Origin of the sequence: uncultured Bradyrhizobium sp., from assembly GCF_936943645.1 — a bacterium.
Classification (GTDB): Bacteria; Pseudomonadota; Alphaproteobacteria; order Rhizobiales; family Xanthobacteraceae; genus Bradyrhizobium.
This window is the reverse complement of the sequence record NZ_CAKZJO010000106.1, coordinates 78,981-102,078: the sequence shown is the minus strand read 5'-3', so window position 1 is coordinate 102,078 and position 23,098 is coordinate 78,981. Positions and strand designations below refer to the sequence as shown.

The following is a 23,098-nucleotide window of genomic DNA, read 5'->3' as shown; positions in this document are numbered from 1 at the left end:
GATCGCGCGGGTGGCCGCCGTCCGCCGGACGTCGGACCGCCGCCGGCGCTGCCGCCCGCTCCCGGCGTGCGCGGCTTCCGCGACATTACCGCCGATGCCAACGATCTCGGCGGCGCCGCCGCGCAGGCCAGCCGCGCCGCACGCCGCACCTATGCCAACGTGCCCTCGCCCTCGCCGGAATTCGACCGGCTGGAGCCGAGCCTGGAAAGCCGCGTCGGCGAAGGCGAGGCGCCTTATTCCTATGACGAGTCGATCGAGGAGGCTGAGCGCTATGCGCCGCGGCCGGCCTCGGCGCGCCCGCACATCCCGGTGCTCGACCGCGACGGCAAGAAGCCCAAGCGCCGCGGCTCCGCGTTCCCGTTCAAGAGTGCGATCGCCCTTGGCATCGTCCTGATCCTGGTCGGCGTCGGAATTGTCGCGCGCGAGTCGCTGGTTAAGACCGCGACCAATCTGTTCAAGTCATCGCCGACCCAGGTGGTAGAGGCGCCGAAGGATACCTCGCAGCCGCAGACCAAGCCGAAGATCCCCGATCGCGTCGGCCAGCCCTCGGCGAGCGACCAGCCGGTCGCGCCGGTGGCGCAGAAGGTCGTGCTCTATGACGAGGATCCCTCCGATCCGAAGGGCAAGCAATATGTCGGCTCGGTGGTGTGGCGGCTGGAGCCGATCAAGGCCTCCGGCACCCAGAAGGCCGACGTCGCCGTGCGCGCCGACATCGAGATCCCCGACCGCAAGTTCAAGATGACGATGTCGTTCCGCCGCAACACCGACTCTTCGCTGCCGGCGAGCCACACCGCGGAATTGACCTTCATCCTGCCGCCGGATTTTCCGGGCGGCAGCGTCTCCAACGTGCCGGGCATCCTGATGAAGTCGAACGAGCAGGCGCGCGGCACGCCGCTCGCAGGGCTCGCGGTCAAGGTCACCGACGGCTTCTTCCTGGTCGGCCTGTCCAATGTCGACGCCGACCGCAGCCGCAACGTCCAGCTCCTGAAGGAGCGCTCCTGGTTCGACGTGCCGCTGGTCTACGCCAACCAGCGCCGCGCCATCATCGCCATCGAGAAGGGCGCCCCCGGCGAGCGCGCCTTCAACGACGCCTTCGCGCAGTGGGGCGACTGAGCTGTTGCTGTCATTCCGGGGCGTGCGAAGCACGAACCCGGAATCCATCGCACAGCGGGTGACGTAGATCGATGGCTTCCGGGGACGGTGCTGCGCACCGCCTCGGACAATCTGGATGAATCTTTACTGCGCCGCCGCTTCCCGCTTGCGCGATGCCGATGCGGTGGCCTCGCGGTCCATCACGGCGCGGCAGCCGGGGCTGACCTGCGCCTTGTTCCTGACCATGCAGGCCCTGACCCGGGGGATGTCGGGGATCTCGCTGGAGCACAGCCGCATCGCATCGCCCGTGCACATCTGCTGCGCTTCGGAGGAGAAGGCGAGGCCGGGTGAGGTCTGGAGCGCGATGGCGGTGGTTGCGACGGCGAGCAGCGAAGCGGTGGTCTTCAAAGGCGAGGCGATGGTCTGAGTGCGTGTCATGCAGAATGGATCCCCGAGTTCCCGTGGGCTTGAGCCACTTGGTTATTGGGACGCCGCACGCGACTTGATCTGCCGCATGTCACAGCCTTCACGCCGGGAGCTCAGTCCCGCATGTGGTCGCTCGATTTCTTGATTGTTCGAATCGAAAAGTGCTGCGCCGCCCGAGCGAAGTATGCGCCATTGTCGCGCGGCCGCAATGGTCGGCATGAAGGAAATTGCAATTGTTGCGTGGACGTCACGCACAATGCGTGCGCACGCGATCAGATCAGCCGATCGGAGGATGCGCCCGCTTGTTCGATGTCGCTCGTGCCGAGCGCGGCGGCGTGCTCCTCGACGGCAGTGACGCCCTTGGCCGTGAGCTCGAACAGGTCGCCGTCCTTCATCACGTAGCCGTCGGCGATCAGTTGCCCCATCTTGCCTTGACGATCGTCGGCGAAGGCGACGGATTGACTGATGTCCCTGAGGATCGAGAGTTGTTCGTCGCGCAACATGGCTTCCCTCTCCGTTCGTCGGGGGATGTCGAGGTCCTCACATGCCGTGGCTCTGGAAGACCTTGCTGCAAGAGCGCGACAGCTTGGCCCGGTTGGCCTGCAGGCAGCCCTGAACGGCCATGTCGTTGCCGAGATCCTTGCGACAAAAGCGCGATGCGTCCCGCGAGCAGGCTTTCTGCTCTTGCGGCGTGCCCATGTGGCCTTGGGCGAAAGCGGGTGCCGCCGAAAGATGGGTCAGGGCCGCCAGCGTGATCGTCGCGAGGATAATTTTGCGGGCCATCGGCGCTCCAATCTGCCAGGGATAAATTCAGGTCCTGCATGAACTCGTCGCCTTGCCACTTGTTCCCCTCGGGGAGCCGGCCCCCCCGCTGTTCAAGGTTCCCGCGGCGCTGCTATAACCACCGGAGAAGTGTGAGGGTGTTTGATGAAACGCTATCTGGTGTTTGCGCTGCTCGGCCCGTTCGTCGGCGGGTTCCTGTTGCTGCTGACCACGACCTATCAGTCCGGGTATTGGACCCAGACCAGTCTCGGCGAGGTCGGCAAGCTGTTCGCGGTGTTCTTCAAGACCCTGCAATACAGCTATCTGTTCGGCTTGCTGCCTTCGCTGATGATCGGCGCGATCGACGACATCCTGCTCCACATCAGGCGGATCGGCCCGAGCTTGCGGATGCTGCTGGTCGGCTTGTTCGCGTTCGTGCTGGCTTCGCTCACCTACAGCTCGCGCGGGCCGGATTCGGGTGCCGTGCAGTTCATCCTGTACGGCCTCGTCGGCTTCGTGCCGGCGGTGATGTCGTCCTGGCTCGTGCATAAATACATCAAGGAGCCGCAAGCGGTGGCGGCGCCGACCTGAGCGCGCGACGTTCGGGCGCGGCGCAGCAACTTCCGCCGCGCCGGCGCGTTTCCTCGAGGCCATGACCATGTCCGACGACGATATTCTCGCTCCACGCCGGTCCCGTTCGGGGAGCGGTGCGCGCGCGACTGCTTCGGGCGCTGAAGCCCGCGGGCCGATCATCGACCAGGACGGCCGCGAAATCCGCCCCGAGACGCTGGAGCAGGGGTTTCGCGAATTCCGGTTCGAATTCGGCCAGGGCAGCCCGTTCGGCAATTTGACGCGCGAGCAGCGCATCGCGCGGCTCGAGGCGATCGCAAAGCTGCTCGACGTCGCCTTCATCCTGCCCGGGACCAACATCCGCTACGGCATCGACGGGCTGATCGGGCTGATCCCCGTCGTCGGCGACATCATCACCACGGCGATCTCGCTGTGGCTGGTGCGCGAGGCCCGCGCACTGGGCGCGCCCTGGTACATCACCGCACGCATGCTCGGCAATGTCGCGCTCGACGGCGTGGTCGGCATGGTCCCGTTCGCCGGCGATGCCTTCGACGTCATGTTCCGCGCCAACATGCGCAACGTGCGCCTGCTCCGCCGCTGGCTCGACAAGCAGCCAAGGATGTAGCGACTTTTGTCTCCCTGCACCCTCGTTCGTGTCCCGAACAAGGCGCGGCGCGCAAGCGCTGCGCCGCCGAGCCGGGACCCAGGAGCCAAGGGGAACGTCGATGCGTGGGCCCCGGCTCTGCAGCGCATCGCTGAAGGAGCGCTGCGCTGCGTCCGGGGCACGAGAATCTTCAGCTTATTTCCATAGGCGAGGGGACGCCCCCCCAAACACAAAGAGCGCGACGACCTTTCGGCCATCGCGCCCTTTGCGCACATCGAAGGTTTTGCGGAAACTTACGCCGCGTCGGCGTCGGTCTCGGCGGCCGCGGCCGGCTTGGGACGGCGGGGCAGCGGGAAGGCTTCGCTCTCGTAGAGCGAGCGGATGCCGTTCTGGTCGAAACGCGCTTCCTCGACCTGGAGATAGGCGCCGTTCAGCGAGTCCGTCGGCAACTGCTCCATCGCGAACTGCACGGCCTCGGCCGCGGTGCCAAACCGGCGATAGGTGAAGCCGGCACGCTTCTTCTTGCGGATCGCAGCGGGGAAGAGTTCGGCGGAGGTGTTGAAGTTGAACGGACGCAGTGGACGCATGGTCAAAGACCTCGTGATCTTCTCTGGGGCTTTAAGCGCGTGGGGTTTGGGAGGGCAGCGGCCGTAATCGAGCGGGCCCGCCGCACATGTCATTTTCGCCCCCTAATATAGGCTTATCTGACAAAAATGCGACCCCTGCGATGGGAGATGATGAATCCGCGCATGGCAGGTCCGCGGACGATAAAATCTAAATTATTTCAATGTGTTATGTGGTTTACAGCTTGCCAAGAAGCAACAGGACGACCAGCACCACGAGCACGACGCCGCCAATCCCCATGCCGGAATGGCCCAGGCCATAGCCATAACCGCCCACGCGGCCGGACAGACCACCGAGCAGGTAGATGATCACCAGGATGATCAGGATGGTCCCGAGTGACATGGCTTCCTCCCTGGCGGCCGCCAAGATGCGATGATCGGCCGCACCGCCAGAGTAGAAAAGCACATCGCGCGGTTGGGTTCCATGCGGGAACCCACGGGGCGATTATTTCGGCTCCAGCTTCAAAGCGGCGGAGTTGATGCAGTAGCGCAGGCCGGTCGGCCCGGGGCCGTCCGGGAAGACATGGCCGAGATGGCCGCTGCATTTCGAGCAGAGCACCTCGGTGCGGATCATGCCGTGGCTGACGTCCCGCTCCTCGTCGATATGGCTCTCGACGGCCGGCGCGGTGAAGCTCGGCCAGCCGCAGCCGGAATCGAATTTGGCGTCCGACTCGAACAGCACATTGCCGCAGCCGGCACAGACATAGGTGCCGGCGCGGTGGTCGTGCTCATATTCGCCCGAGAAGGGACGCTCGGTCGCCTTCTCGCGCAGCACCGCGTACTGCATCGGCGACAATTCGCGCCGCCACTGCTCCTCGCTCTTGATGACCTTGTCGTCGGTGGTTTTCGTTTTGATGTCGGGCATGGGTCTCCCGTTTTTTCAGTGATCTTGTTCGCGGTGATCTCAGTTGGTGGCTTTGCTGGCACTCACCAGCGTCGGCTTTTCAATATAGTTATCCGCGAACAGCTTTTTCAGGTTCTCGACCTTCGGCAGGTCGTTATAGGCGATGTAGGGCTGGTTCGGATGCAGCGTCAGATAGTCCTGGTGGTAGGCCTCGGCCGGGTAGAACGCCTCCAGCGCGCCGACCTTGGTCACGATCGGCTTGCTGAACACCTTGGCGCCGTTGAGCTGGGCGATATAGGCCTCCGCCACTTTCTTCTGCTCGTCCGAGGTGGTGAAGATCGCAGAGCGATATTGCGGGCCGGTGTCCGGGCCCTGGCGGTTGAGCTGGGTCGGGTCGTGCACCACCGAGAAGTAGATCTGGAGGATCTTGCCGTAGGAGATCTTCTTCGGGTCGTACTTGATCTCGACCGACTCGGCGTGGCCGGTCCGGCCGCTCGAGACCGTCTGGTAGTCGGCGGTCGCCTTGGTGCCGCCGGCATAGCCGGAAACCGCGTTGACGACGCCAGCGGTGTGCTGGAAGACGCCCTGCACGCCCCAGAAGCAACCGCCGGCGATCACGGCGGTCTGGATTCCGTTTCCGGGCGCCGCGTCCATGGCCGGAGCGGGGATCACGACCGCCTCCTCCGCAGCCCGGGACGGCATCGCGAAGGCAAGCCCGAGGGCGGTGGTTGCGGCGAGCAGGGACAACAGGACAGGTCGGCGCATGGCGATCCTCTTTCGGAAGGTCTGACAGTCTACGGCGGGGACGGCCGGGCGAACAGCCTGCCCGGCCGCCTTTTCGCATCACCCGAGATACGGACGCAGCCGCCGATTGTTACGACGGCGCGGACACGAGTCCGTGAAATGAGCCGCCCGGGACGGCCCGGCGAGCGCACGCCTTGGCGAGACCGGGAACTCCGCGCTAGATGAACCCGGGCGGTCGATAATCGACTCAAGAACAACTTGCTGGCTGGAGCAGGCTGACACCATGTTGCGCGCGGCTTTCCTGACCCTTGTCATTCTGGCCGCCGGCGTGTCGAGCGCGGCGGCCGATCCGCAAGCCGACGACCTCACCATCTGCCGCGATCGCCAGGCGGACGCCCAGGCCCGCGCGAGCGCCTGCGAAGACCTGCTGAAGGCCGACAAGGTCGGTGGCAAGGACAAGGCGATCGCGCTCACCGCGCGCGGCAACACGCAGCTCAACAAGCGTGATTACGACCAGGCGATCGAGACCCTGTCCATCGCGCTCGATCTCGATCCGGACTACGTCATCGCCCTCAACCTGCGCGGCCTCGCCTATGAGCGCAAGGGCAAAGAGGACCTCGCCATGGCTGACTACAACCTCGCCCTGCAGAAGCGGCCGGCCTACGGTGTCCCCTACAACAACCGCGGCGTCATTTACGCGCGGCGCGGCGCGATGCAGAGCGCCATCGACGATTTCAGCCTGTCGATCAAGTACACGCCGAAATTCCTGCTGGGCTGGACCAATCGCGCCCGCGCGCGCACGCTGCTGAAGGATTTCGACGGCGCGATCGCCGACTTTGCCGAGGCCGAGAAGATCGACCCGTCCGCGCCGCAGATCGCGAGCAATCGCTGCATCACCTACGGCATGATGCGCAAGTTCGATCAGGCCTTTGCCGACTGCAACGGCCTGATCGAGCGGCAGCCGAAGAACGTCTATGCGATCAACAATCGCGCCGATGTCAGCATGATGAAGGGCGACCTCGATGCCGCGCTGAAGGATTACAACACGGCCATCCAGATCAACCCGAACAACATCCGCGCGCATTCCGGCCGCGGCCAGATCTACGAGCGCAAGAAGGATCTCGCCCAGGCACGCGCAGACTATCGCGCCGCGGCCTATTCGTTGACGAGGTTCGACGAGCCCGACGTCGCCCGCGCCCGTGCCATCGCACAGGATCGGCTCGCCGCGCTGACGCAGCAGGCGCCGGCCGGAGCGACGGGGCGCCGCGTCGCGCTGGTGATCGGCAACGGCGCCTACAAGAACGTCCACGCTTTGCCCAATCCGCCGCGCGATTCCAAGCTGATCGCGAGCGTGCTGCGTGACGTCGGATTCCAGACCGTAATCTCCGTCAGTGACCTCACCCGCGACAAGTTCTTTGACGCGTTGAAGGCCTTCGCGGAGGAAGCGGAGAAGGCCGACTGGGCCGTGGTCTATTACGCCGGCCACGGCTTCGAGATCGGCGGGGTGAACTATCTCGTTCCCGTCGACGCCAAGCTCGCCGCCGACAAGGATGCCGAAACGCAGGCCGTCGCCCTCGAGCAGGTCATCGCCGCGGTTGGTGCCGCGCGAAAAATGCGTCTCGTGGTGCTCGATGCCTGCCGCGACAATCCGTTCGCGCCGACCATGCAGCGTACGCTGTCGTTGAAGCTGGTCGACAAGGGCTTTTCCAACATCGAGCCCGGTGCCGGCTTCATGGTGGTCTACGCCGCCAAGCACGGCGAGACCGCGATGGACGGCGATGGTGCCGCCAACAGCCCGTTCGCCACCGCCCTCGCCCGCGAGATCAAGCAGCCCCGCGTCGAGGTCCGGAAACTGTTCGACATCATCCGCGACGACGTCTGGGCGGCGACGAAGCACGAGCAGCAGCCGTTCACCTACGGCTCCCCGCCGGGACGCGAGGATTTTTATTTTGTCGCGGGGAGATGAGGGGAATACTCGCGCCTCATCTGGGGTGCCGTAGGGTGGGCAAAGCGAAGCGTGCCCACGCGTTCATTGCTTATGGAGAGAGATCGTGGGCACGGCGCCTTGCGCCTTTGCCCACCCTACGGCAGCGGAATCCTAAACCACAATACTCAACCTTTTTGCGGCCCGCGTGATCCCCGTGTACAGCCACCGGGCCCGCGAGTCCTGGAACGCAAAGCTCTCGTCGAACAGCACGACATCGTCCCATTGCGAGCCCTGCGACTTGTGCACGGTCAGCACGTAGCCGTAGTCGAACTCGTCATAGGGCTTGCGCTGCTCCCAGGCGATTGCCTCGACGCCGCCCTCGAAGCAATCGGCACGCACGGAAACCTTCGTCACCTTGTGGCCGAAATCCTCGTCAGGTGACAGCCGCATCGAGAGGATGTGCGACTTCGAGCGCGAGGTGTTGCGCGACTTCACGCGCCACAGGCCGCCGTTGAACAGGCCCTTCTTGCGGTTGTTGCGCAGGCACACCAGCTTGTCGCCGGCGACCGGGAAGACGTCCTCGATGTTCTGGCGCTGGCGCACCCGCATGTTGTAGGCGCGGCGCGTGTTGTTGCGGCCGACCAGAACCTGGTCGGCGCCCATGACGCGGTCGGGGTCGAGCTCCTTGCGCGAGACCACCTCGCTCTCGCCGTAGCGGCCGATGTCGAGCTCGCGGCCTTCGCGCACATCCATCGACATCCGCACGATCGGGTCGTCCTGCGCCTGGCGGTGCACCTCGGTCAGCATCGCGTCCGGTGTGGTGTTGGTGAAGAAGCCGCCGCCCTGGATCGGCGGCAGCTGCGCGGGATCGCCCAGCACCAGCAGCGGGCAGTCGAACGACATCAGGTCGCGCCCCAGTTCGGCGTCGACCATCGAGCATTCGTCGATCACGATCAGCTTGGCCTTCGAGGCCGGCGCGTCGTCCCACAATTCGAAGCTCGGCTGCTCCTCGCCGGATTCGCGGGCGCGGTAGATCAGCGAGTGGATGGTGGAGGCCTCGTCGCAGCCCTTGTTGCGCATGACGAGCGCGGCCTTGCCGGTGAAGGCGGCGAACTTCACGTCGCCGTCGACGCCGTCGGCGATGTGCCGGGCCAGCGTGGTCTTGCCGGTGCCGGCAAAGCCGAACAGGCGGAACACCTGCGGCGTGCCGTTCCGGCCGGGTTTTGCTTTGAGCCAGTCGCCGACGGCTTTGAGCGCGGCGTCCTGATGCGGAGTGAATGTCGGCATGTCTGTCTTGAGGGGGGGGGGCGACGCCCGGCGATTCGCCTCCCTCCAAGGTAACCATTCGACCCCCGCTTTCAAGCCGGATGCAGCAGCGAGAATCGAGGCGGCGGCGGCCGTCCTGGCCTCCTTGAACCGCTGCCGTGGAGCCGTCCCTTGCACGCGGTCGTCGGCTTGCCATGGCCCGCTTCCCGGCTTGCGAATCCGCCTCATCACAGCGGGGGTGAAGGCGAAGTAAACGCCTGGCCCGGCTCGCGCAATTTCATGCGGCAAACGGCACGCAGGTTAATCGTTGCTTGCGCCTGTCGGGACCGCCGCTTGATCTAGCGCAATGCGATCTGGACAGCACGAACCTATGGTCCGCAGCGGTGACAACGGCGTCGACCGAGGTGTGCCCGATGGGGCGCATTCTCCTGGAAAATTCCTGAACACGGGTCTGCCCGTGGGGATTCGGATATGCCGAGACCAATGTCACGACGTTCACTGTTTTCTGCCGTTCTGCCTTTCGCATCCGGCCGCGACGCGCTTGCGCCGCGCGTCGACGCGACGCGTCCCGAACAGGTGGCGACCGTCTCCAGCGCGAGTGCCTGCGTGGAACGACATGGCGTGGTCTGTCGCCGTTGCGTCGAAGCCTGTGAGCATTCCGCCATCCGCATTCTGTCGCGCGAGAAGCTGGGCGCGGTGGTCGACGCTGCGGCCTGCACCGGCTGCGGCGATTGCATCCCGGTCTGCCCGGTCGAGGCCATCGCGCTCGCGCCGCGGGACCGGATCGCGCTGGTATCCGAACTTGCAAACCTGGTCGTGCACAATGGCTGAAACCACCAACATCTGCGGCGTTGCCGTCTATCTTGCGCCGGACTCCGCGCGCGATCTGACGGACCGGATCCTGGCGCTGCCCGGCGTCGAGCTGGAGGCCTCATCCGGCGACAACCGGCTTGCGCTGACCGTGATCGACACGTCGGCCTCGCTCGCGATCGACCAGATCGCCGCCATGCATCGCCTGCCCGGTGTCGTCAGCGCCTCGCTGATCTTTCACGCCTTCGATACGTCCGACGACGAGGGCGCCGTCGAGACCGGGCCCGCCGCGTGCTGCGGCGGCGCCTGCCAGAATTCCGGCGCGCATGCGCGCGCTTCCGCAATTTGAGATCCGTTGAGCCGGAGAGACCGACGATGGTGACGAAATCGACAAACGGGAATGAAGCCGCGGCGACCCGCCGCGATGCGTTGAAGGCGGCCGCAGCGGTTGCTGCCGCCTCGACCATCGGCGTGACGCTGCCGGAAGCTGTGAGCGCACAGCCGGGCAAGACCGACGGCATCCGCTGGGACAAGGGCGTGTGCCGCTTCTGCGGCACCGGCTGCGGCGTGATCGTCGGCACCAAGAACGGCAAGGTCGTGGCGACGCAGGGCGATCCCGACGCGCCGGTCAACCGCGGCCTCAACTGCATCAAGGGCTACTTCCTGTCCAAGATCATGTACGGCGAGGACCGGCTGACCCAGCCGATGCTGCGCATGAAGAACGGCAAGTTCGACAAGAACGGCGACTTCACGCCGATCTCGTGGGACGCAGCCTTCACGCTCATGGCCGAGAAATGGAAGACGGCACTGAAGGCGGGCGGGCCGTCGACCGTCGGCATGTTCGGCTCCGGCCAGTGGACGATCTGGGAAGGCTACGCCGCCGCCAAGCTCTACAAGGCCGGCTTCCGCTCCAACAACCTCGACCCGAATGCGCGCCATTGCATGGCCTCAGCCGTTACCGGCTTCATGCGCACCTTCGGCATCGACGAGCCGATGGGCTGCTATGACGACCTCGAGCACGCCGATGCGTTCGTGCTCTGGGGCTCGAACATGGCGGAGATGCATCCGATCCTGTGGTCGCGCCTGACCGATCGCCGGCTGACGCATGAGGGCTGCGAGGTCCACGTGCTCTCCACCTTCGAGCACCGCTCGTTCGAGCTCGCCGACAACCCGATGGTGTTCGTGCCGCAGAGCGACCTCGCCATCCTCAATTACATCCAGAACTACATCGTCAATTCGGGCGCGGTGAACAAGGACTTCGTCGAGAAGCACGTCGAGTTCGCCTCGACGGTGACCGACATCGGCTACGGATTGCGCCCGACCCACGCCCTCGAAATCAAGGCGGTCAACGCCTCGCACAAGGCCGGCAAGGACGGCGCGCTCGATCCGGCCGGCTTCAAGGACAAGATCGGCTTCGAGGAATACAAGAGGCTGCTCGAGCCCTATACGCTCGACTACGCCCACAAGATGTCGGGCGTGCCGAAGGAGAATCTCGAGCGGCTCGCAAAGCTCTACGCCGACCCGAAGAAGAAGGTCGTCTCCTACTGGACGATGGGCTTCAATCAGCACGCGCGCGGCACGTGGGTCAACAACATGATCTACAACGTGCATTTGCTGGTGGGTAAGATCTCCGAGCCCGGCAACGGCCCGTTCTCGCTGACCGGCCAGCCTTCAGCCTGCGGCACGGCGCGCGAGGTCGGCACTTTCGCGCATCGTTTGCCGGCCGATCTGCTCGTCACCAACCCGAAGCATCGCGAGACCGCCGAGAAGGTGTGGCAGCTGCCCGAAGGCACGATTCCCGGCAACATCGGCTACCACGCCGTGCTGCAGAACCGGATGCTGAAGGACGGCAAGCTGAACGCCTACTGGGTCCAGTGCAACAACAACATGCAGACGGCCCCGAACATGAACGAGGAGGGCTATCCCGGCTATCGCAACCCGGCCGCCTTCGTCGTCGTCTCCGATCCCTATCCGACCGTGACGACGCTGGCCGCGGACCTCATCCTGCCGACCGCGATGTGGATGGAGAAGGAAGGCGCCTATGGCAATGCCGAGCGGCGCACCCAGTTCTGGCGCCAGCAGGTGAAGGCGCCGGGCGAGGCGCGCTCGGATCTCTGGCAGCTGATGGAGTTCTCCAAGTACTTCAAGATCGAGGAGGTCTGGCCGGAGGAGCTGATCGCCAAGAAGCCCGAGATGCGCGGCAAGACCCTGTTCGACGTGCTCTATGGCAACGGCGAGGTGAACAAGTTCGCCGTCACCGAATGCCAGAAGGGTTTTGACAATTCCGAGAGCGCGGCGTTCGGCTTCTACGTGCAGAAGGGCCTGTTCGAGGAATACGCCAAGTTCGGTCGCGGCCACGGCCATGACCTCGCGGATTTCGAGCAATATCACCAGGCCCGCGGCCTGCGCTGGCCGGTCGTCAGCAACAAGGAGACGCTGTGGCGTTTCCGCGAAGGCTACGATCCCTACGTCAAGCCGGGAGAGGGCGTGTCGTTCTACGGCAAGCCGGACAAGAAGGCGCGCATCATCTTCTGTCCGTTCGAGCCGGCGGCCGAAACGCCCGACAAGGAGTTCGATCTGTGGCTGTGCACCGGCCGCGTGCTGGAGCACTGGCATTCCGGCTCGATGACGCGCCGCGTGCCCGAGCTGCACCGTGCCGTGCCGGCCGCGACGCTGTTCATGCATCCGGATGACGCGGCCGAGCGCAAGCTGCTGCGCGGACAGCCGGTCAAGATCCAGACGCGTCGCGGCGAAGTGGTGACGCGGGTCGAGACCAAGGGACGCAACAAGCCGCCGCGCGGCCTCGTCTACTTCCCCTTCTTCGACGAAAGCCAGCTCGCCAATCAGCTCACGCTGGACGCGACCTGTCCGATCTCGAAGGAGACCGACTTCAAGAAGTGCGCCTGCCGCGTGACGTCGGCCTAAACCCTCGATGGACGAGCCATGTCGGATTCGAGCTCAGGCATCCCGCGCGATCCGCGCCGTCGCAAGGCGATGCAGGATATGACGCGTTTCGGCGGCGGCGCAGCCGTCGCCGCGACGATGCTGACTGCGTTCGGCGTGTCCTCGCGGGCTAGACCTGCGCAGACGCTGCGGCCTCCGGGCGCGTTGCCCGAGAACGACTTTCTGGCGGCCTGCGTCCGTTGCGGTCTCTGCGTTCGCGACTGTCCTTACGACACATTGAGGCTTGCGGATTGGGCGGACGGGCCCGCCGTGGGAACGCCGTTCTACGTCGCTCGCAACGTTCCTTGCGAGATGTGCGACACCATTCCCTGCGTCAAGGCGTGCCCGACCGGCGCGCTTCAGCATGCGCTGACCGACATCGCGAAGGCTAAGATGGGCGTCGCGGTGATCACCAGCCGCGAGACCTGCCTCAATCTGCAAGGCTTGCGCTGCGACGTCTGCTATCGGGTGTGCCCGGCCATCGACAAGGCGATCACGCTCGAGATCTCGCATAACGCGCGCACGACCAAGCACGCGATCTTCGAGCCCGTCGTTCATGCCGAGTATTGCACCGGCTGCGGCAAGTGCGAGAAGTCCTGCGTGCTGACCGATTCCGCGATCAAGGTGCTGCCGATCGAGGTCGCCGCGCTGAAGCAGGACGAGCACTACAAGCGCGGTTGGGAAGAGAAGACCAAGGCGGGCGGAGCCCTCGTCGATGCGCCGCTCAAGCTGCCGGTGCGCAGACCCGAGGGGGGCACGCCATGACGGCGAATGTCAGGCCCTATGTCGAAGCGCGCGCGCAGAAGGGGCTCTGGGCGGCCTCGCGGTTTCTCGTGCTGCGCCGGACCAGCCAGCTGTTCTTCCTCGCGCTGTTCCTGTCGGGACCGTTCCTGGGCGTCTGGATCGCCAAGGGCACGCTGGCCTCGTCGATGACGCTCGGCACGCTGCCGCTCACCGATCCCTTCGTCTTCCTGCAGTCGCTCGCGGCGCGCCATTGGCCCGAGGGCCTCTCGGTGATCGGCGCGGCCATCGTGCTCGCCGCCTATCTCCTGTTCGGGGGCCGGACCTATTGCTCCTGGGTCTGCCCGATCAATCCGGCGACCGATCTGGCAGCCTGGTTGAGGCGGCGGCTGGGCATCACCTTCACGGCCAAGATCCGTCCCGACCTCAGGCTCTATTTCGTCGGCGCGGTGCTCGCGGCCTCAGCGCTGTCGGGGTCGATCGCGTGGGAGCTGATCAACCCGGTGACGGCGCTGCATCGCGCGCTGGTGTTCGGCCTGTGGTTCGGGGCCGGCGGCACGGCGGCGATCTTCGTGTTCGACCTTCTCGTCGCCAAGCACGGCTGGTGCGGCCATCTCTGCCCCGTCGGCGCGTTCTACGGCCAGATCGGCAAGGTCGCGCTGCTGCGCGTCACCGCCGACAACCGCGCCGCCTGCGACGACTGCATGGATTGCTTCGCCGTCTGCCCCGAGCCGCACGTCATCAGCCCCGCACTCAGGGGCGAGCGCAGCGGCGCCACGCCGGTCATCACCGCGGGCGATTGCACGGTCTGCGGCGCCTGTATCGACGTCTGCTCCAAGCAGGTCTTTCATCTCGGTCTGCGCGGCCGCAATGCGGTGCGTCCTGATCCCTCCATGACCGCGCCATCGCCAGCGGCGCGCGTCGTCTCTTCCCAGCCGGCCGTCCTTGAAAGGGACCTCCCATGACGTTTGTTCGACTGATTCCGTTGATCGCGGCGGCGGCCGTGACCGTCGCACTTGCAATTCCGTTCGCAGTGTCGGGGCCGCTCGCGCAGGAGGCCAAGCAGCCCAAGGCGCTGCGCGAAGCCCCGCTGACCGAAATGTCGGCGCCGCCCGACGTGACCAAGCAGTCGGTGCCGGCGAGCGGCTTCGAACGCGCCTATCGCCAGCAGCCGCCGCTGATCCCTCACAAGGTCGACGGCTACCAGATCACCACGGAAAACAACGCGTGCATGGGCTGCCACGACTGGCCCGGCAACACGCGGGTGAACGCGCCGAAGATCTCGGAGACGCATTACGTCGACCGCCAGGGCGTGCGGCTCGATAAGGTCGCCGGCACCCGCTATTTCTGCCAGCAATGCCACGTGCCGCAGGCCGACGCGAAGCCGCTGGTCGGCAACATCTTCCAGAACGCGACGCAGGCGAAGTGAGGCTGACATGCAGGACACCAGCACTTCTGCCGCCGTCGCCGCCGCGCGGCCGGGCCTCCTGAAGCGGCTGTGGCGGTGGTTCTTCTCGCCGACCGCGCGCTATGCCTGGGGACTGATCGTCGTCGTCGGATTCGTCGCCGGCGTCCTGTTCTGGGGCGGCTTCAACTGGGCGATGGAGATGACGAACAACGAGCAGTTCTGCATCTCCTGTCACGAGATGAAGGAAAACGTCTATCTCGAATACCGCAACACAGTGCACTATTCGAACCGCACCGGCGTCCGCGCCAGTTGCCCGGATTGCCACGTGCCGAAGGAGTGGAGCCACAAGGTGGTCCGCAAGATCCAGGCCTCGAATGAGGTGCTGCACAAGATCCTCGGCACCATCGGCACGCCCGAGAAGTTCAACGCGCACCGCATCGATCTCGCCAAGAGCGTGTGGCGCGGCATGAAGACGACGGATTCGCGCGAGTGCCGCAACTGCCACAAGTTCGACCACATGGAATATGCGGTGCAGGAGCCGCGCGCGTCCAAGCTGCACCAGACCGCGTTCGCGCAAGGCAAGACTTGCATCGATTGCCATCAGGGCATCGCGCACAAGCTGCCGCCCAAGGCGCAGGAAGGCTATCGCGACATGCTCGACCATATCGACGAGGTCAGCCCCGTGCAGCGCATGATTGACTTCCTGCAGGATGCCGACGTCGCCAAGGCGAAGGCGGCGAGGTGATGGACATGCTTCAGCAATCCCGAGATACGGCGGACAATGCCGCAAGGCCTTCCGCCGCCCTCAGCGTCGCCCTGGTCTATGATTCAGGTCCCGCGGTGAACCGGTGGTTCGCCGGTCTCGTCGCCGAGCTTCGCCGCTCGGGCAAGAGTCTCGCCGGCCTGATCCAGGAGGACGTACCCCAGCCGGGTCGCACGCGCTGCGACATGGTTCTGCACGAGCTCGCCACCGGCCGGGCGATGTCGATCTCCGAGGATCTCGGCGCAGGCGCGACCTCCTGTCGTCTGTCCACGCCGCGCCTGCTTGAAGCGGCGCAATTGGTCGAGGCCCAACTCACTGAGGCCGAGATCGTCTTTCTCAACAAGTTCGGCAAGGCCGAGGCCGAAGGCGGCGGGCTGCGCGATCTCATCGCCCACGGCATCGAATCCGGCAAGAGCCTCGTGATCGGTGTTCCCGCGAGCAACCTCAAGGCATGGACCGAGTTCTGCGGCGAATATTTCCGGACGGTCGCGGCGACGCCCGAGCCTGGCCAGGATGCGATCGCAGCTCTCGCGGCTCTGCTCGGTGAGCCCAAGGCCGTCAGCGAGCATCTACACGTGGTCTGAGGCGCGCCGGCTCGCGATCCAGCTTCTTCCACGCCGCGGAATTGACGGCGGGTGGACAGGATCGCCTCGCTCAATACAATACCCGCAACAACAAGACGGTAGCGGGAGAGCGAAGCCATGAAGTTCGGCATCTTCTATGAGCTGCAACTGCCGCGGCCCTGGGTGGCCGGCGATGAGCTGAGGCTCTATCAGAACGCGCTCTCGCAGATGGAGCTCGCCGACAAGCTCGGCTACGACCACGCCTGGGTGGTCGAGCATCACTTCCTCGAGGAATATTCGCACTCGCCCTCGCCGGAATCCTTCCTCGCCGCCGCCAGCCAGCGCACGAAGAACATCCGCCTCGGGCACGGCATCCTCCAGCTCACCACCAACCATCCGGCGCGCGTCGCCGAGCGCGTCGCCGTGCTCGACCTGCTCTCGAACGGCCGCTGCGAGTTCGGCATGGGCGAGAGCGCGTCCATCACCGAGCTCACCCCGTTCGGCCGCGACATGGAGACCAAGAAGGAGGTGTTTGAAGAGGCCGTGCAGGCGATCTTCCCGATGTTCAAGGATGCCGGCAGCGAGCATCACGGCAAGTACTTCGACATCCCCTTGCGCAACGTCGTGCCCAAGCCCGTGCAGAAGCCGCATCCGCCGCTGTGGATGGCCTGCTCGCAGCTGCCGACCATCGAGCGTGCGGGCCGTCACGGGTTTGGCGCGCTCGGCTTCCAGTTCGTCAGCGCCGATGCCGCGCATGCCTGGGTGCACGCCTATTACAACGCGATGACCAAGCGGCTCACCAAGCTCGCGGACTATCAGATCAACCCGAACATGGCGCTGGTGTCGTTCTTCATGTGCGCCAAGACCGATGAGGAGGCGCGTGCGCGCGCCGACGGCGCCACCTTCTTCCAGTTCGCGCTGCGCTTCTACGGCGCCTCGCAGAACCGCCAGCGTCCCGCGCCCTACACCGTCAACATGTGGGACGAGTACAACAAGTGGAAGCGCGACAATCCGGAGGCGCAGGAGGCGGCCTTGCGCGGCGGCCTGATCGGCTCGCCCGAGACGATCCGCAAGAAGCTGAAGCGCTTCCAGTCCTCGCACATCGACCAGGTCATCCTGCTGAATCAGGCGGGCAAGAACAGCCACGAGCACATCTGCGAATCGCTCGAGCTGTTCGGCCGCGAGGTGATGCCGGAATTCCAGAACGACCCGGCGCAGGCCGCATGGAAGCAGGGCGTGATGAGCGGCGAGATCAAGCTGGAGGAGATCGACACCGAGGCCTTCACCGACCGCTACGGCAAGCTGGCGATCAGCGTGGCGCCGGCGAAAGCTGCCGGGTAGGGGGCTCTGTTGCCAAAACACCGGATCTACACGACCAGCTTTGCCAGCGTTTACCCGCTCTATGTTGCGAAGGCGGAGAAGAAGGGACGCTCGAAGGCCGAGGTCGATCAGATACTGTCTTGGTTGACGGGCTATGGTCCGAAGGAACTGCAAGTCCAACTGGACAGGGAGACGGACTTTGAAACCTTCTTTGCTGAGGCTCCCGCAATCAACCCCTCGCGTGCCCTCGTCAAGGGCGTGGTGTGCGGCGTTCGGGTGGAGGACATCAAGGAGCCGACGATGCGGGAAATCCGCTACCTGGATAAGCTGATCGACGAACTGGCCCGGGGAAAGTCAATGGACCAGATCTTGCGAAGAAAGTGATTTCGGGCGGCTGCATCGGTCCATTCGGCTCGGCGAACCTTCGCGCAGTCTGCATGCAGAGCGGCCTTCCGGCGCGCCGCCATTGCTGGTAGACCACGTCAAAAGCGATAGGGAGAAGGCGATGCGCCCTCGCGGGACGTCCACGACTTCAGCCGACGGCGATGTCACGCCCGCCGTGCTCGCCATCGGCCGGCCCGACTTCCCGAAAATCCTGATCGACACGCTGCGCCGCCAGGCCGGCGTCGGCCATTGCATGGTGTTTGCGCTAACACGCTCGGGCGCGGCGCGTTGCCTGCTCGATGCCGGCAACATCCCGACCGGCAGCGATCTTGGCGCGGCCTACGCCGGCCAGTTCCACGAATCCGATCCCAATCGCGATGCGCTGTTCGAAGCCGAGACCGGTGCGCCGATCATGCTGCCGTCGTTTGCACCGCGCATGTATGGCGCGCGCTACCGCAAGATCTTCTTCAGCGATTCCGACATCGTCGACAAATGCGCCACCGCGATCTGGACCGGCGACACCTGCTTCTACGTCAATTTCTACCGCATCACCTCCCAGGGTCGCTTCGGCGATGCCGAGCGCGCGCGATTGCAGGCCAGCGCGCCCGCGATCGGCGCCAGCGTCGCCCGGCATTTCCAGCAGGCCGCGACGCCCGACCAGAACCTCGCCGCCCTATTCGCAACGCGCGCGCCGCTCTCCACGCTGACGCCGCGCGAACAGGAGGTCTGCCGCCATATCCTGCTCGGGCTCAGCTCCGAAGCAATCTCGCAAGCCCTCGGCATCAGCCTGCATTCGACCCTGACTTACCGCAAGCGCGCCTATCAGCGGCTCGGCATCTCCTCGCAGAATGAATTGTTCGGGATCGTGCTGCGCCTGCTCTCGCGGAGCCTGAACTGAGGCGGCAAGCGGCCTCAGCCTGGGAAGGGTGATAAGCTGAGGCCGCTGACGCTTCGGCACGGAGGCGAAGCCAGCCGAGGCGGGGTCAGGCTAGGCTGTCCTGCACGTCGCGCGATGTTCACATGTGAACGTCCGCGCGCCGTTGTTCTGTGCGATGCTTTACAGCTCGTGAATGGCTGGTTGCGGCTGCCGGTCCTGGTCGCCAGGCGTCAACCGCGTGCAATCAGCTTGCAGTCGTTCGAAGCGGCCAATCCGCGACGTCGCCCGACGGATTGTCCAGATGCGCCGGCCATTCGATCGGCTTGCAGAACAGCCCGCGGCGCTCGATCTCCTTGAACAGACGATCAGCGCGCTGTCTGGCGGGCAGGCCGACCAGCCGGGTGCCGGCCAACGCATCGGCCTGCACCTCGTTGCGAATGAATTCGTGCATTCGCATGATGAAATGATCGGAAAGCCCGGCAAACTCGTTCATGATGAAACGCGTACTCGCTAGAAGAAAATCCACTCGATCAGACGCCAGCCGACCCATGCGATCGCGGCGATCCATGCAATCATGGCGATGCCGATAACGCCGAGGAATGCCAGCCCGATGGCGTAGTCGTTGGCCTCGCGGCGCTTCGCCTTCGTCAGCGTGTGCTGGTCGGTCCTCTCGAGCATCTCATCCTTGCCTGGTTGCAAGGCTAGCGAGGGCAGCGTCGATGGACAAACGCCGGCTCGAATTAACCTCACCGGTCAACCTTACCTGCGCGGCACGGCGGCGGCGCGCGGACCTGTCCCTGTGGTCAAGCTCGCAGGGCGGATGCCGCGTCATTGGCGGGTCAAGGTGCGGATGGAGTCCAGGAGCCGCTCGAGGCGGTAAGGCTTGTGAAGCATGATGCTGCCCGAAACCGGGCGTGGATCAGAGAGGGTGTGGCCGGTGGCGTAGATGACGGGGATGGCGGGATGACTCTCTCTGCATTTGATCGCGACGTCCCAACCTGAAAGCGGCCCCGGCAACTTTACGTCGGTGAAAATGAGGTCTGGAGCAGCTTCAGCGCAAATCTGAAGCGCGCGCTCGCCGCTCCCGGCTTGAAGAACGTCGTGCCCGTGCCCCTCCAATATGTCCACGACCACGTCGCGGATCAGATCTTCGTCTTCAACGACCAGAATTTGCAAATCATTCTCCCGGCAGGCACGCCCTGTTTCTCCGGGCTGTCCCGGTTGTCGAACACGTCGCGAAGCGTCAGGAGCAAAAGCGTTAACCATCACCGCCGGTTCCATTCCGGCCGCCATCGCTTCGAAGTTTCTTAAATTTTGCTGGGTACCTCTTCAGGCACAGTCACGCCTGGAGAAAGACATGGCTAAGCGCGCCAAGGCCAAACGTGGGAAGGCGGAGACGCTCGCAATCCCGATGGCTGCGAGGGTTGCGATTGGCGCCGTGGCCGTCGCCGCGCTGGGGTACGGAGTGCTGTCTCAGCCGGCGAGCGTGCAGCCGGCACGGAAGCCGGCCGCGCAGGAAGCCCGGGCATCGTCGAGTCCAGTTTACGTGGCACCTCAAGTTCATGCGGCAGCGCCGGTCCCCACTCCGGTTCCTGCTCCGATCCTGGCTCCTGCGCCGCTGGCCGAACCGCCCAAAGCCGACGCCGAAGCTCCCGGAGCTCTCGTTCGGCAGGTGGTCGACTATGCCAGCCGCCAGACACCGGGCACGGTCATCATCGATACCGGAAACACGTTCCTCTATTTCGTCCTGAACGACAGGCAGGCGATGCGTTACGGCATCGGCGTCGGCCGCGAAGGTTTCACGTGGTCCGGCGAGCAGACCGTGGCGCGCAAGGCCGAATGGCCGGATTGGCATCCGCCGACCGAGATGATCGGGCGTCAGCCTTATCTGCCGCGCTTCATGGCGGGCGGCCCCGGCAATCCGCTCGGCGCGCGCGCGATGTATCTCGGCGAGACCGAATATCGCATTCACGGCACCAACAACCCCGCTACGATCGGCAAGAAGGTGTCGTCCGGCTGTATCCGGCTGACCAATGACGACGTCACGGACCTCTATGAGCGGGTGAAGGTCGGCGCGAAGGTGATCGTGCTTCCGGCAGCCGCTTCCCGCCGACCATCCCAGGGCCAGCCGTCCGATGCCGCGTCCCGATCGCCTGACCCGGCCTCGCCGTCGAAGCGGCCGTTGGCTGCCAACGCGCAGATGCTGTCGCCTGGACCGAGGGTCGCCGAGGCGCGGTAGGTTTCAGCTCCCGCCCTCTGCCAGTTGCGCAGCTCCAATGACATGCCTTCCTGGTTGGCCGGCAACAGCCGCCTCGATGAGCTGCCGGGCGACGTTGTTCACCGAGCTTAGACGCGCAACCGGTGGCAGCAGCGGGGATACGAAGTTCAGGACGTTTCGCACGGCTCGCTGCACCGGCCGGCTTTCGGCACGTTCGCCGTCCAGGAAGCCCGGCCGCAGGATCGTCAGGGACGGGAAGGCGAGCGCCCCGATCGCCTCCTCCACCTCGCCCTTCGTCCGTGTGTAGAGAAACCGCGATCGCGGGTCGGCACCCAGGGACGACACCAGGGCGAACCGGCCGACTCCAGCCTCGCGCAGCCGCCGTGCGATCAGTAGCACCCGCTCGTAATCGACCGCTCGAAATGCCGCTGCCGATCCTGCCGCCGCCCGCGTCGTTCCGAGCGCGCAGATTGCGCCGTCGGCTTGCCATTCCGCATCGCCGGCACCGGCAATCAGATCATCGAGCCGAGGATAAGCGACCCGCTCCTCGGGCGGCATCGCGCGCCGCGTCGGCGCGATGATGCGCGTGATGCGAGGGTCGGCGAGAGCGAGCGTCATCGCGCGGCCGCCAACCAGCCCCGTCGCGCCTACGATGAGCAATGTGGTCATGATCACCTGTGTTGGGTTTGCAGGCCGAGTGTACAGGAACCGGTTGCCGCGGCAAATTCGACACTGGCGTCGCGACGCTCGCCAAGCTTGGCTCGTATCGAGTTGTGAGCCGCGGAGATGTCCTTGCCGTTTTGTCCCTATCGCTAGGGACAGACGCCGGAGCCGCAATGCGTTAGTCTGGCCGCAAGGAAACAACAATCCGGGGAAACGGCCTTGAGCACCGCGCCGCGCATCGACATCGACCCTGATAAGTTCTGGGCCGATCCCTATCCGATGCTCGCGACCATGCGGAAAGAGGCGCCGATCGCCTTCGTGCCGCAGCTCGGCTCGACGCTGCTGACCAGCCGCGACGACATCTCGATCTCCGAAAAGCAGATCGACGTGTTCTCCTCGCACCAGCCCGCCGGCCTGATGAACCGGCTGATGGGCCACAACATGATGCGCAAGGACGGCGAAGCGCACCAGGTCGAGCGCCGTGCGATGTTTCCGACGGTGTCGCCGAGGACGGTAAAGGCGCATTGGACTGCGTCGTTTCAGGCGCATGCCGATCGCATCATCGATCGCATCGCGCCCGGGCGCATCGATTTCATGCGCGACTTCGCGCTGCCGTTCTCCGGCGAGTGCCTGAAGTCGATCACCGGCCTCACCAATATCGGCTTCGAGGACATGGACGCATGGTCGCAAGGCATGATCGAAGGCATCGCCAATTACGCCGGCGATCCCGCAGTCGAGGCGCGCTGCCACGCCGCGACGTCGGGCATCGATGCTGCGATCGACGACATCCTGCCGGCAATGCGCAAGAACCCGGACCAGAGCATTCTGGGCGTGCTGCTCGCCTCGGGCATGCCGATGGAGAGCGTGCGTGCCAACGTCAAGCTCGCGATCTCGGGCGGCCAGAACGAGCCGCGCAAGGCCATCGCCGGCACGGTGTGGGCGCTCCTGACCCACCCCGAACAACTCGACCTCGTCAGGCGCGGAGAAGTGTCCTGGCTGCAGGCCTTCGAGGAATACGCGCGCTGGATCTCGCCGATCGGGATGTCGCCGCGACGCATCGCAAAGCCGTGGTCCATCCGTGACGTGTCGTTCGAAACCGACGAGCGCGTATTCCTGATGTTCGGCTCCGCCAACCGCGACGAGAAACACTTTGAGCGCGCCGACGCATTCGACGTGCGCCGCGACACTTCCAAGAGCGTTGCCTTTGGCGCCGGCCCGCATTTCTGCGCCGGCGCCTTCGCCTCCCGCGCCATGATCGCCGACGTCGCGCTGCCGACCGTGTTCGCGCGGGCCGGGCAGCTGGAGCTCGCGGATGACGAGCCGGTGCGGATCGGCGGCTGGGCGTTTCGCGGCTTGCAGAATCTGCCGGTGAGATGGGGGCACTAGGCGGCTGGCTTGTCAGGCCGGACCGGCCGATTCTCACATTCGCGTGGGGAAAGAATCTTCCTGCATTGGCCCGTCGATTGAAAGATTGGCCGCGTCCGCCGCCCGCGTCACAGCATGCGCATCGTGCTTCCTGACATCTCGACGCCTTCGGCCCCGAGCGACCT

At 65.2% G+C, this 23,098-nt stretch carries 29 protein-coding genes; 17 read left to right on the top strand and 12 right to left on the bottom strand.

Features of this window, described 5'->3' with window-relative positions:
- The coding region (locus Q0743_RS31895; RefSeq protein WP_298245389.1) for a hypothetical protein at positions 1-1,113 on the top strand (1,113 nt) is incomplete at its 5' end.
- A gap of 123 nt (positions 1,114-1,236) precedes the next feature.
- Here the strand turns inward: Q0743_RS31895 and Q0743_RS31890 are convergent.
- The 3 genes from Q0743_RS31890 to Q0743_RS31880 form a co-directional block, all read right to left on the bottom strand.
- Complete coding sequence (locus Q0743_RS31890) at positions 1,237-1,530, bottom strand: hypothetical protein (RefSeq protein ID WP_298245388.1); 294 nt, start codon at positions 1,528-1,530, stop codon at positions 1,237-1,239.
- Positions 1,531-1,790: 260 nt separating this feature from the next.
- Positions 1,791-2,021: a hypothetical protein gene (locus Q0743_RS31885; RefSeq protein WP_298245387.1), complete on the bottom strand. Its 231-nt coding sequence runs from the start codon at positions 2,019-2,021 to the stop codon at positions 1,791-1,793.
- Positions 2,022-2,058: 37 nt separating this feature from the next.
- Positions 2,059-2,301: a hypothetical protein gene (locus Q0743_RS31880; protein ID WP_298245386.1), complete on the bottom strand. Its 243-nt coding sequence runs from the start codon at positions 2,299-2,301 to the stop codon at positions 2,059-2,061.
- A gap of 144 nt (positions 2,302-2,445) precedes the next feature.
- On the opposite strand from Q0743_RS31880, the gene Q0743_RS31875 reads away from it, so the two are divergent.
- Both Q0743_RS31875 and Q0743_RS31870 read left to right on the top strand, forming a co-directional pair.
- Positions 2,446-2,871, top strand: coding sequence for a DUF5413 family protein (locus tag Q0743_RS31875; RefSeq protein WP_298245385.1), 426 nt, complete (start codon positions 2,446-2,448; stop codon positions 2,869-2,871).
- Positions 2,872-2,932: 61 nt separating this feature from the next.
- The gene (locus Q0743_RS31870) at positions 2,933-3,475 is read left to right on the top strand and encodes a DUF4112 domain-containing protein (RefSeq protein WP_298245384.1); all 543 of its coding nucleotides are present in this window, start codon (positions 2,933-2,935) and stop codon (positions 3,473-3,475) included.
- A 272-nt stretch (positions 3,476-3,747) separates the two neighbouring features.
- On the opposite strand, the gene Q0743_RS31865 is transcribed toward Q0743_RS31870, so the two are convergent.
- From Q0743_RS31865 to msrA, 4 genes are all read right to left on the bottom strand, one after another.
- Entirely contained in the window at positions 3,748-4,041 is a 294-nt protein-coding gene (locus Q0743_RS31865) for a hypothetical protein (RefSeq protein ID WP_298245383.1), read from the bottom strand.
- 214 nt (positions 4,042-4,255) lie between these two features.
- A complete protein-coding gene (locus Q0743_RS31860) occupies positions 4,256-4,420 on the bottom strand; it encodes a DUF3309 family protein (RefSeq protein ID WP_100176436.1) in 165 nt (54 codons plus the stop codon).
- Positions 4,421-4,522: 102 nt separating this feature from the next.
- Entirely contained in the window at positions 4,523-4,942 is a 420-nt protein-coding gene (gene msrB / locus Q0743_RS31855; protein WP_298245382.1) for a peptide-methionine (R)-S-oxide reductase MsrB, read from the bottom strand.
- Positions 4,943-4,981: 39 nt separating this feature from the next.
- Positions 4,982-5,686 (bottom strand): peptide-methionine (S)-S-oxide reductase MsrA, encoded by a 705-nt coding sequence (gene msrA, locus Q0743_RS31850; protein WP_298245381.1) that lies wholly within the window; start codon positions 5,684-5,686, stop codon positions 4,982-4,984.
- Between the two features lie 262 nt (positions 5,687-5,948).
- On the opposite strand from msrA, the gene Q0743_RS31845 reads away from it, so the two are divergent.
- Positions 5,949-7,631, top strand: a complete 1,683-nt coding sequence (locus Q0743_RS31845; protein ID WP_298245380.1) for a caspase family protein — start codon at positions 5,949-5,951, stop codon at positions 7,629-7,631.
- A gap of 132 nt (positions 7,632-7,763) precedes the next feature.
- On the opposite strand, the gene Q0743_RS31840 is transcribed toward Q0743_RS31845, so the two are convergent.
- A complete protein-coding gene (locus Q0743_RS31840) occupies positions 7,764-8,879 on the bottom strand; it encodes an ATP-dependent RecD-like DNA helicase (RefSeq protein WP_298245379.1) in 1,116 nt (371 codons plus the stop codon).
- 462 nt (positions 8,880-9,341) lie between these two features.
- Here Q0743_RS31840 and Q0743_RS31835 point away from each other — a divergent pair, with 462 nt between their 5' ends.
- The 11 genes from Q0743_RS31835 (at position 9,342) to Q0743_RS31785 (ending at position 18,688) form a co-directional block, all read left to right on the top strand.
- Complete coding sequence (locus Q0743_RS31835) at positions 9,342-9,689, top strand: 4Fe-4S dicluster domain-containing protein (protein ID WP_298245378.1); 348 nt, start codon at positions 9,342-9,344, stop codon at positions 9,687-9,689.
- Positions 9,682-10,017 carry a chaperone NapD gene (locus tag Q0743_RS31830; RefSeq protein WP_298245377.1) on the top strand — a complete coding sequence of 112 codons (336 nt, stop codon included), beginning with the start codon at positions 9,682-9,684 and terminating at the stop codon, positions 10,015-10,017. Before Q0743_RS31835 ends, Q0743_RS31830 begins: the two co-directional genes overlap by 8 nt.
- A 29-nt stretch (positions 10,018-10,046) precedes the next feature.
- Positions 10,047-12,593, top strand: a complete 2,547-nt coding sequence (napA, locus tag Q0743_RS31825; RefSeq protein WP_298245376.1) for a nitrate reductase catalytic subunit NapA — start codon at positions 10,047-10,049, stop codon at positions 12,591-12,593.
- Between the two features lie 18 nt (positions 12,594-12,611).
- The gene (gene napG / locus Q0743_RS31820) at positions 12,612-13,376 is read left to right on the top strand and encodes a ferredoxin-type protein NapG (protein WP_298245375.1); all 765 of its coding nucleotides are present in this window, start codon (positions 12,612-12,614) and stop codon (positions 13,374-13,376) included.
- A complete protein-coding gene (gene napH / locus Q0743_RS31815) occupies positions 13,373-14,317 on the top strand; it encodes a quinol dehydrogenase ferredoxin subunit NapH (protein ID WP_298245374.1) in 945 nt (314 codons plus the stop codon). Before napG ends, napH begins: the two co-directional genes overlap by 4 nt.
- A complete protein-coding gene (locus Q0743_RS31810) occupies positions 14,314-14,781 on the top strand; it encodes a nitrate reductase cytochrome c-type subunit (RefSeq protein ID WP_181769598.1) in 468 nt (155 codons plus the stop codon). Before napH ends, Q0743_RS31810 begins: the two co-directional genes overlap by 4 nt.
- A gap of 7 nt (positions 14,782-14,788) precedes the next feature.
- A complete protein-coding gene (locus tag Q0743_RS31805; protein ID WP_298245373.1) occupies positions 14,789-15,505 on the top strand; it encodes a NapC/NirT family cytochrome c in 717 nt (238 codons plus the stop codon).
- Positions 15,506-15,510: 5 nt separating this feature from the next.
- A complete protein-coding gene (locus Q0743_RS31800) occupies positions 15,511-16,107 on the top strand; it encodes a DUF2478 domain-containing protein (protein ID WP_298245372.1) in 597 nt (198 codons plus the stop codon).
- Between the two features lie 117 nt (positions 16,108-16,224).
- The gene (locus tag Q0743_RS31795; protein WP_298245371.1) at positions 16,225-17,427 is read left to right on the top strand and encodes an LLM class flavin-dependent oxidoreductase; all 1,203 of its coding nucleotides are present in this window, start codon (positions 16,225-16,227) and stop codon (positions 17,425-17,427) included.
- 9 nt (positions 17,428-17,436) lie between these two features.
- Entirely contained in the window at positions 17,437-17,790 is a 354-nt protein-coding gene (locus Q0743_RS31790; RefSeq protein WP_298245370.1) for a DUF2200 domain-containing protein, read from the top strand.
- Between the two features lie 121 nt (positions 17,791-17,911).
- Entirely contained in the window at positions 17,912-18,688 is a 777-nt protein-coding gene (locus Q0743_RS31785) for a LuxR C-terminal-related transcriptional regulator (protein WP_298245369.1), read from the top strand.
- Between the two features lie 223 nt (positions 18,689-18,911).
- Here Q0743_RS31785 and Q0743_RS31780 read toward each other — a convergent pair whose 3' ends face one another.
- The 3 genes from Q0743_RS31780 to Q0743_RS31770 all read right to left on the bottom strand — a co-directional run bounded on the left by Q0743_RS31780 (position 18,912) and on the right by Q0743_RS31770 (position 19,843).
- Positions 18,912-19,160: a hypothetical protein gene (locus Q0743_RS31780; protein ID WP_298245368.1), complete on the bottom strand. Its 249-nt coding sequence runs from the start codon at positions 19,158-19,160 to the stop codon at positions 18,912-18,914.
- A 17-nt stretch (positions 19,161-19,177) separates the two neighbouring features.
- Entirely contained in the window at positions 19,178-19,345 is a 168-nt protein-coding gene (locus tag Q0743_RS31775; RefSeq protein WP_298245367.1) for an RNA-binding protein, read from the bottom strand.
- 150 nt (positions 19,346-19,495) lie between these two features.
- Entirely contained in the window at positions 19,496-19,843 is a 348-nt protein-coding gene (locus tag Q0743_RS31770; RefSeq protein ID WP_298245366.1) for a response regulator, read from the bottom strand.
- A gap of 181 nt (positions 19,844-20,024) precedes the next feature.
- Between Q0743_RS31770 and Q0743_RS31765 the strand changes: the two genes are divergently transcribed.
- The gene (locus Q0743_RS31765; protein ID WP_298245365.1) at positions 20,025-20,906 is read left to right on the top strand and encodes a L,D-transpeptidase; all 882 of its coding nucleotides are present in this window, start codon (positions 20,025-20,027) and stop codon (positions 20,904-20,906) included.
- Positions 20,907-20,909: 3 nt separating this feature from the next.
- Here Q0743_RS31765 and Q0743_RS31760 read toward each other — a convergent pair whose 3' ends face one another.
- The gene (locus Q0743_RS31760; RefSeq protein ID WP_298245364.1) at positions 20,910-21,554 is read right to left on the bottom strand and encodes an NAD-dependent dehydratase; all 645 of its coding nucleotides are present in this window, start codon (positions 21,552-21,554) and stop codon (positions 20,910-20,912) included.
- Positions 21,555-21,767: 213 nt separating this feature from the next.
- Between Q0743_RS31760 and Q0743_RS31755 the strand changes: the two genes are divergently transcribed.
- A complete protein-coding gene (locus Q0743_RS31755) occupies positions 21,768-22,934 on the top strand; it encodes a cytochrome P450 (protein WP_298245363.1) in 1,167 nt (388 codons plus the stop codon).
- Positions 22,935-23,098 lie beyond the last annotated feature (164 nt).

Bases quoted from the DNA above. Each gene is read 5' to 3' on its own strand.
- Q0743_RS31800 (WP_298245372.1), top strand. From the start codon at position 15,511: ATGCTTCAGCAATCCCGAGATACGGCGGACAATGCCGCAAGGCCTTCC.
- Q0743_RS31830 (WP_298245377.1), top strand. From the start codon at position 9,682: ATGGCTGAAACCACCAACATCTGCGGCGTTGCCGTCTATCTTGCGCCG.
- Q0743_RS31870 (WP_298245384.1), top strand. From the start codon at position 2,933: ATGACCATGTCCGACGACGATATTCTCGCTCCACGCCGGTCCCGTTCG.
- msrB (WP_298245382.1), bottom strand. From the start codon at position 4,942: ATGCCCGACATCAAAACGAAAACCACCGACGACAAGGTCATCAAGAGC.
- Q0743_RS31760 (WP_298245364.1), bottom strand. From the start codon at position 21,554: ATGACCACATTGCTCATCGTAGGCGCGACGGGGCTGGTTGGCGGCCGC.
- Q0743_RS31880 (WP_298245386.1), bottom strand. From the start codon at position 2,301: ATGGCCCGCAAAATTATCCTCGCGACGATCACGCTGGCGGCCCTGACC.
- Q0743_RS31840 (WP_298245379.1), bottom strand. From the start codon at position 8,879: ATGCCGACATTCACTCCGCATCAGGACGCCGCGCTCAAAGCCGTCGGC.
- Q0743_RS31810 (WP_181769598.1), top strand. From the start codon at position 14,314: ATGACGTTTGTTCGACTGATTCCGTTGATCGCGGCGGCGGCCGTGACC.
- Q0743_RS31780 (WP_298245368.1), bottom strand. From the start codon at position 19,160: ATGAACGAGTTTGCCGGGCTTTCCGATCATTTCATCATGCGAATGCAC.
- Q0743_RS31785 (WP_298245369.1), top strand. From the start codon at position 17,912: ATGCGCCCTCGCGGGACGTCCACGACTTCAGCCGACGGCGATGTCACG.
- Q0743_RS31805 (WP_298245373.1), top strand. From the start codon at position 14,789: ATGCAGGACACCAGCACTTCTGCCGCCGTCGCCGCCGCGCGGCCGGGC.
- Q0743_RS31835 (WP_298245378.1), top strand. From the start codon at position 9,342: ATGTCACGACGTTCACTGTTTTCTGCCGTTCTGCCTTTCGCATCCGGC.
- Q0743_RS31795 (WP_298245371.1), top strand. From the start codon at position 16,225: ATGAAGTTCGGCATCTTCTATGAGCTGCAACTGCCGCGGCCCTGGGTG.
- Q0743_RS31865 (WP_298245383.1), bottom strand. From the start codon at position 4,041: ATGCGTCCACTGCGTCCGTTCAACTTCAACACCTCCGCCGAACTCTTC.
- msrA (WP_298245381.1), bottom strand. From the start codon at position 5,686: ATGCGCCGACCTGTCCTGTTGTCCCTGCTCGCCGCAACCACCGCCCTC.
- Q0743_RS31885 (WP_298245387.1), bottom strand. From the start codon at position 2,021: ATGTTGCGCGACGAACAACTCTCGATCCTCAGGGACATCAGTCAATCC.
- Q0743_RS31775 (WP_298245367.1), bottom strand. From the start codon at position 19,345: ATGCTCGAGAGGACCGACCAGCACACGCTGACGAAGGCGAAGCGCCGC.
- napH (WP_298245374.1), top strand. From the start codon at position 13,373: ATGACGGCGAATGTCAGGCCCTATGTCGAAGCGCGCGCGCAGAAGGGG.
- Q0743_RS31890 (WP_298245388.1), bottom strand. From the start codon at position 1,530: ATGACACGCACTCAGACCATCGCCTCGCCTTTGAAGACCACCGCTTCG.
- Q0743_RS31860 (WP_100176436.1), bottom strand. From the start codon at position 4,420: ATGTCACTCGGGACCATCCTGATCATCCTGGTGATCATCTACCTGCTC.
- Q0743_RS31765 (WP_298245365.1), top strand. From the start codon at position 20,025: ATGGCTAAGCGCGCCAAGGCCAAACGTGGGAAGGCGGAGACGCTCGCA.
- napG (WP_298245375.1), top strand. From the start codon at position 12,612: ATGTCGGATTCGAGCTCAGGCATCCCGCGCGATCCGCGCCGTCGCAAG.
- Q0743_RS31875 (WP_298245385.1), top strand. From the start codon at position 2,446: ATGAAACGCTATCTGGTGTTTGCGCTGCTCGGCCCGTTCGTCGGCGGG.
- Q0743_RS31845 (WP_298245380.1), top strand. From the start codon at position 5,949: ATGTTGCGCGCGGCTTTCCTGACCCTTGTCATTCTGGCCGCCGGCGTG.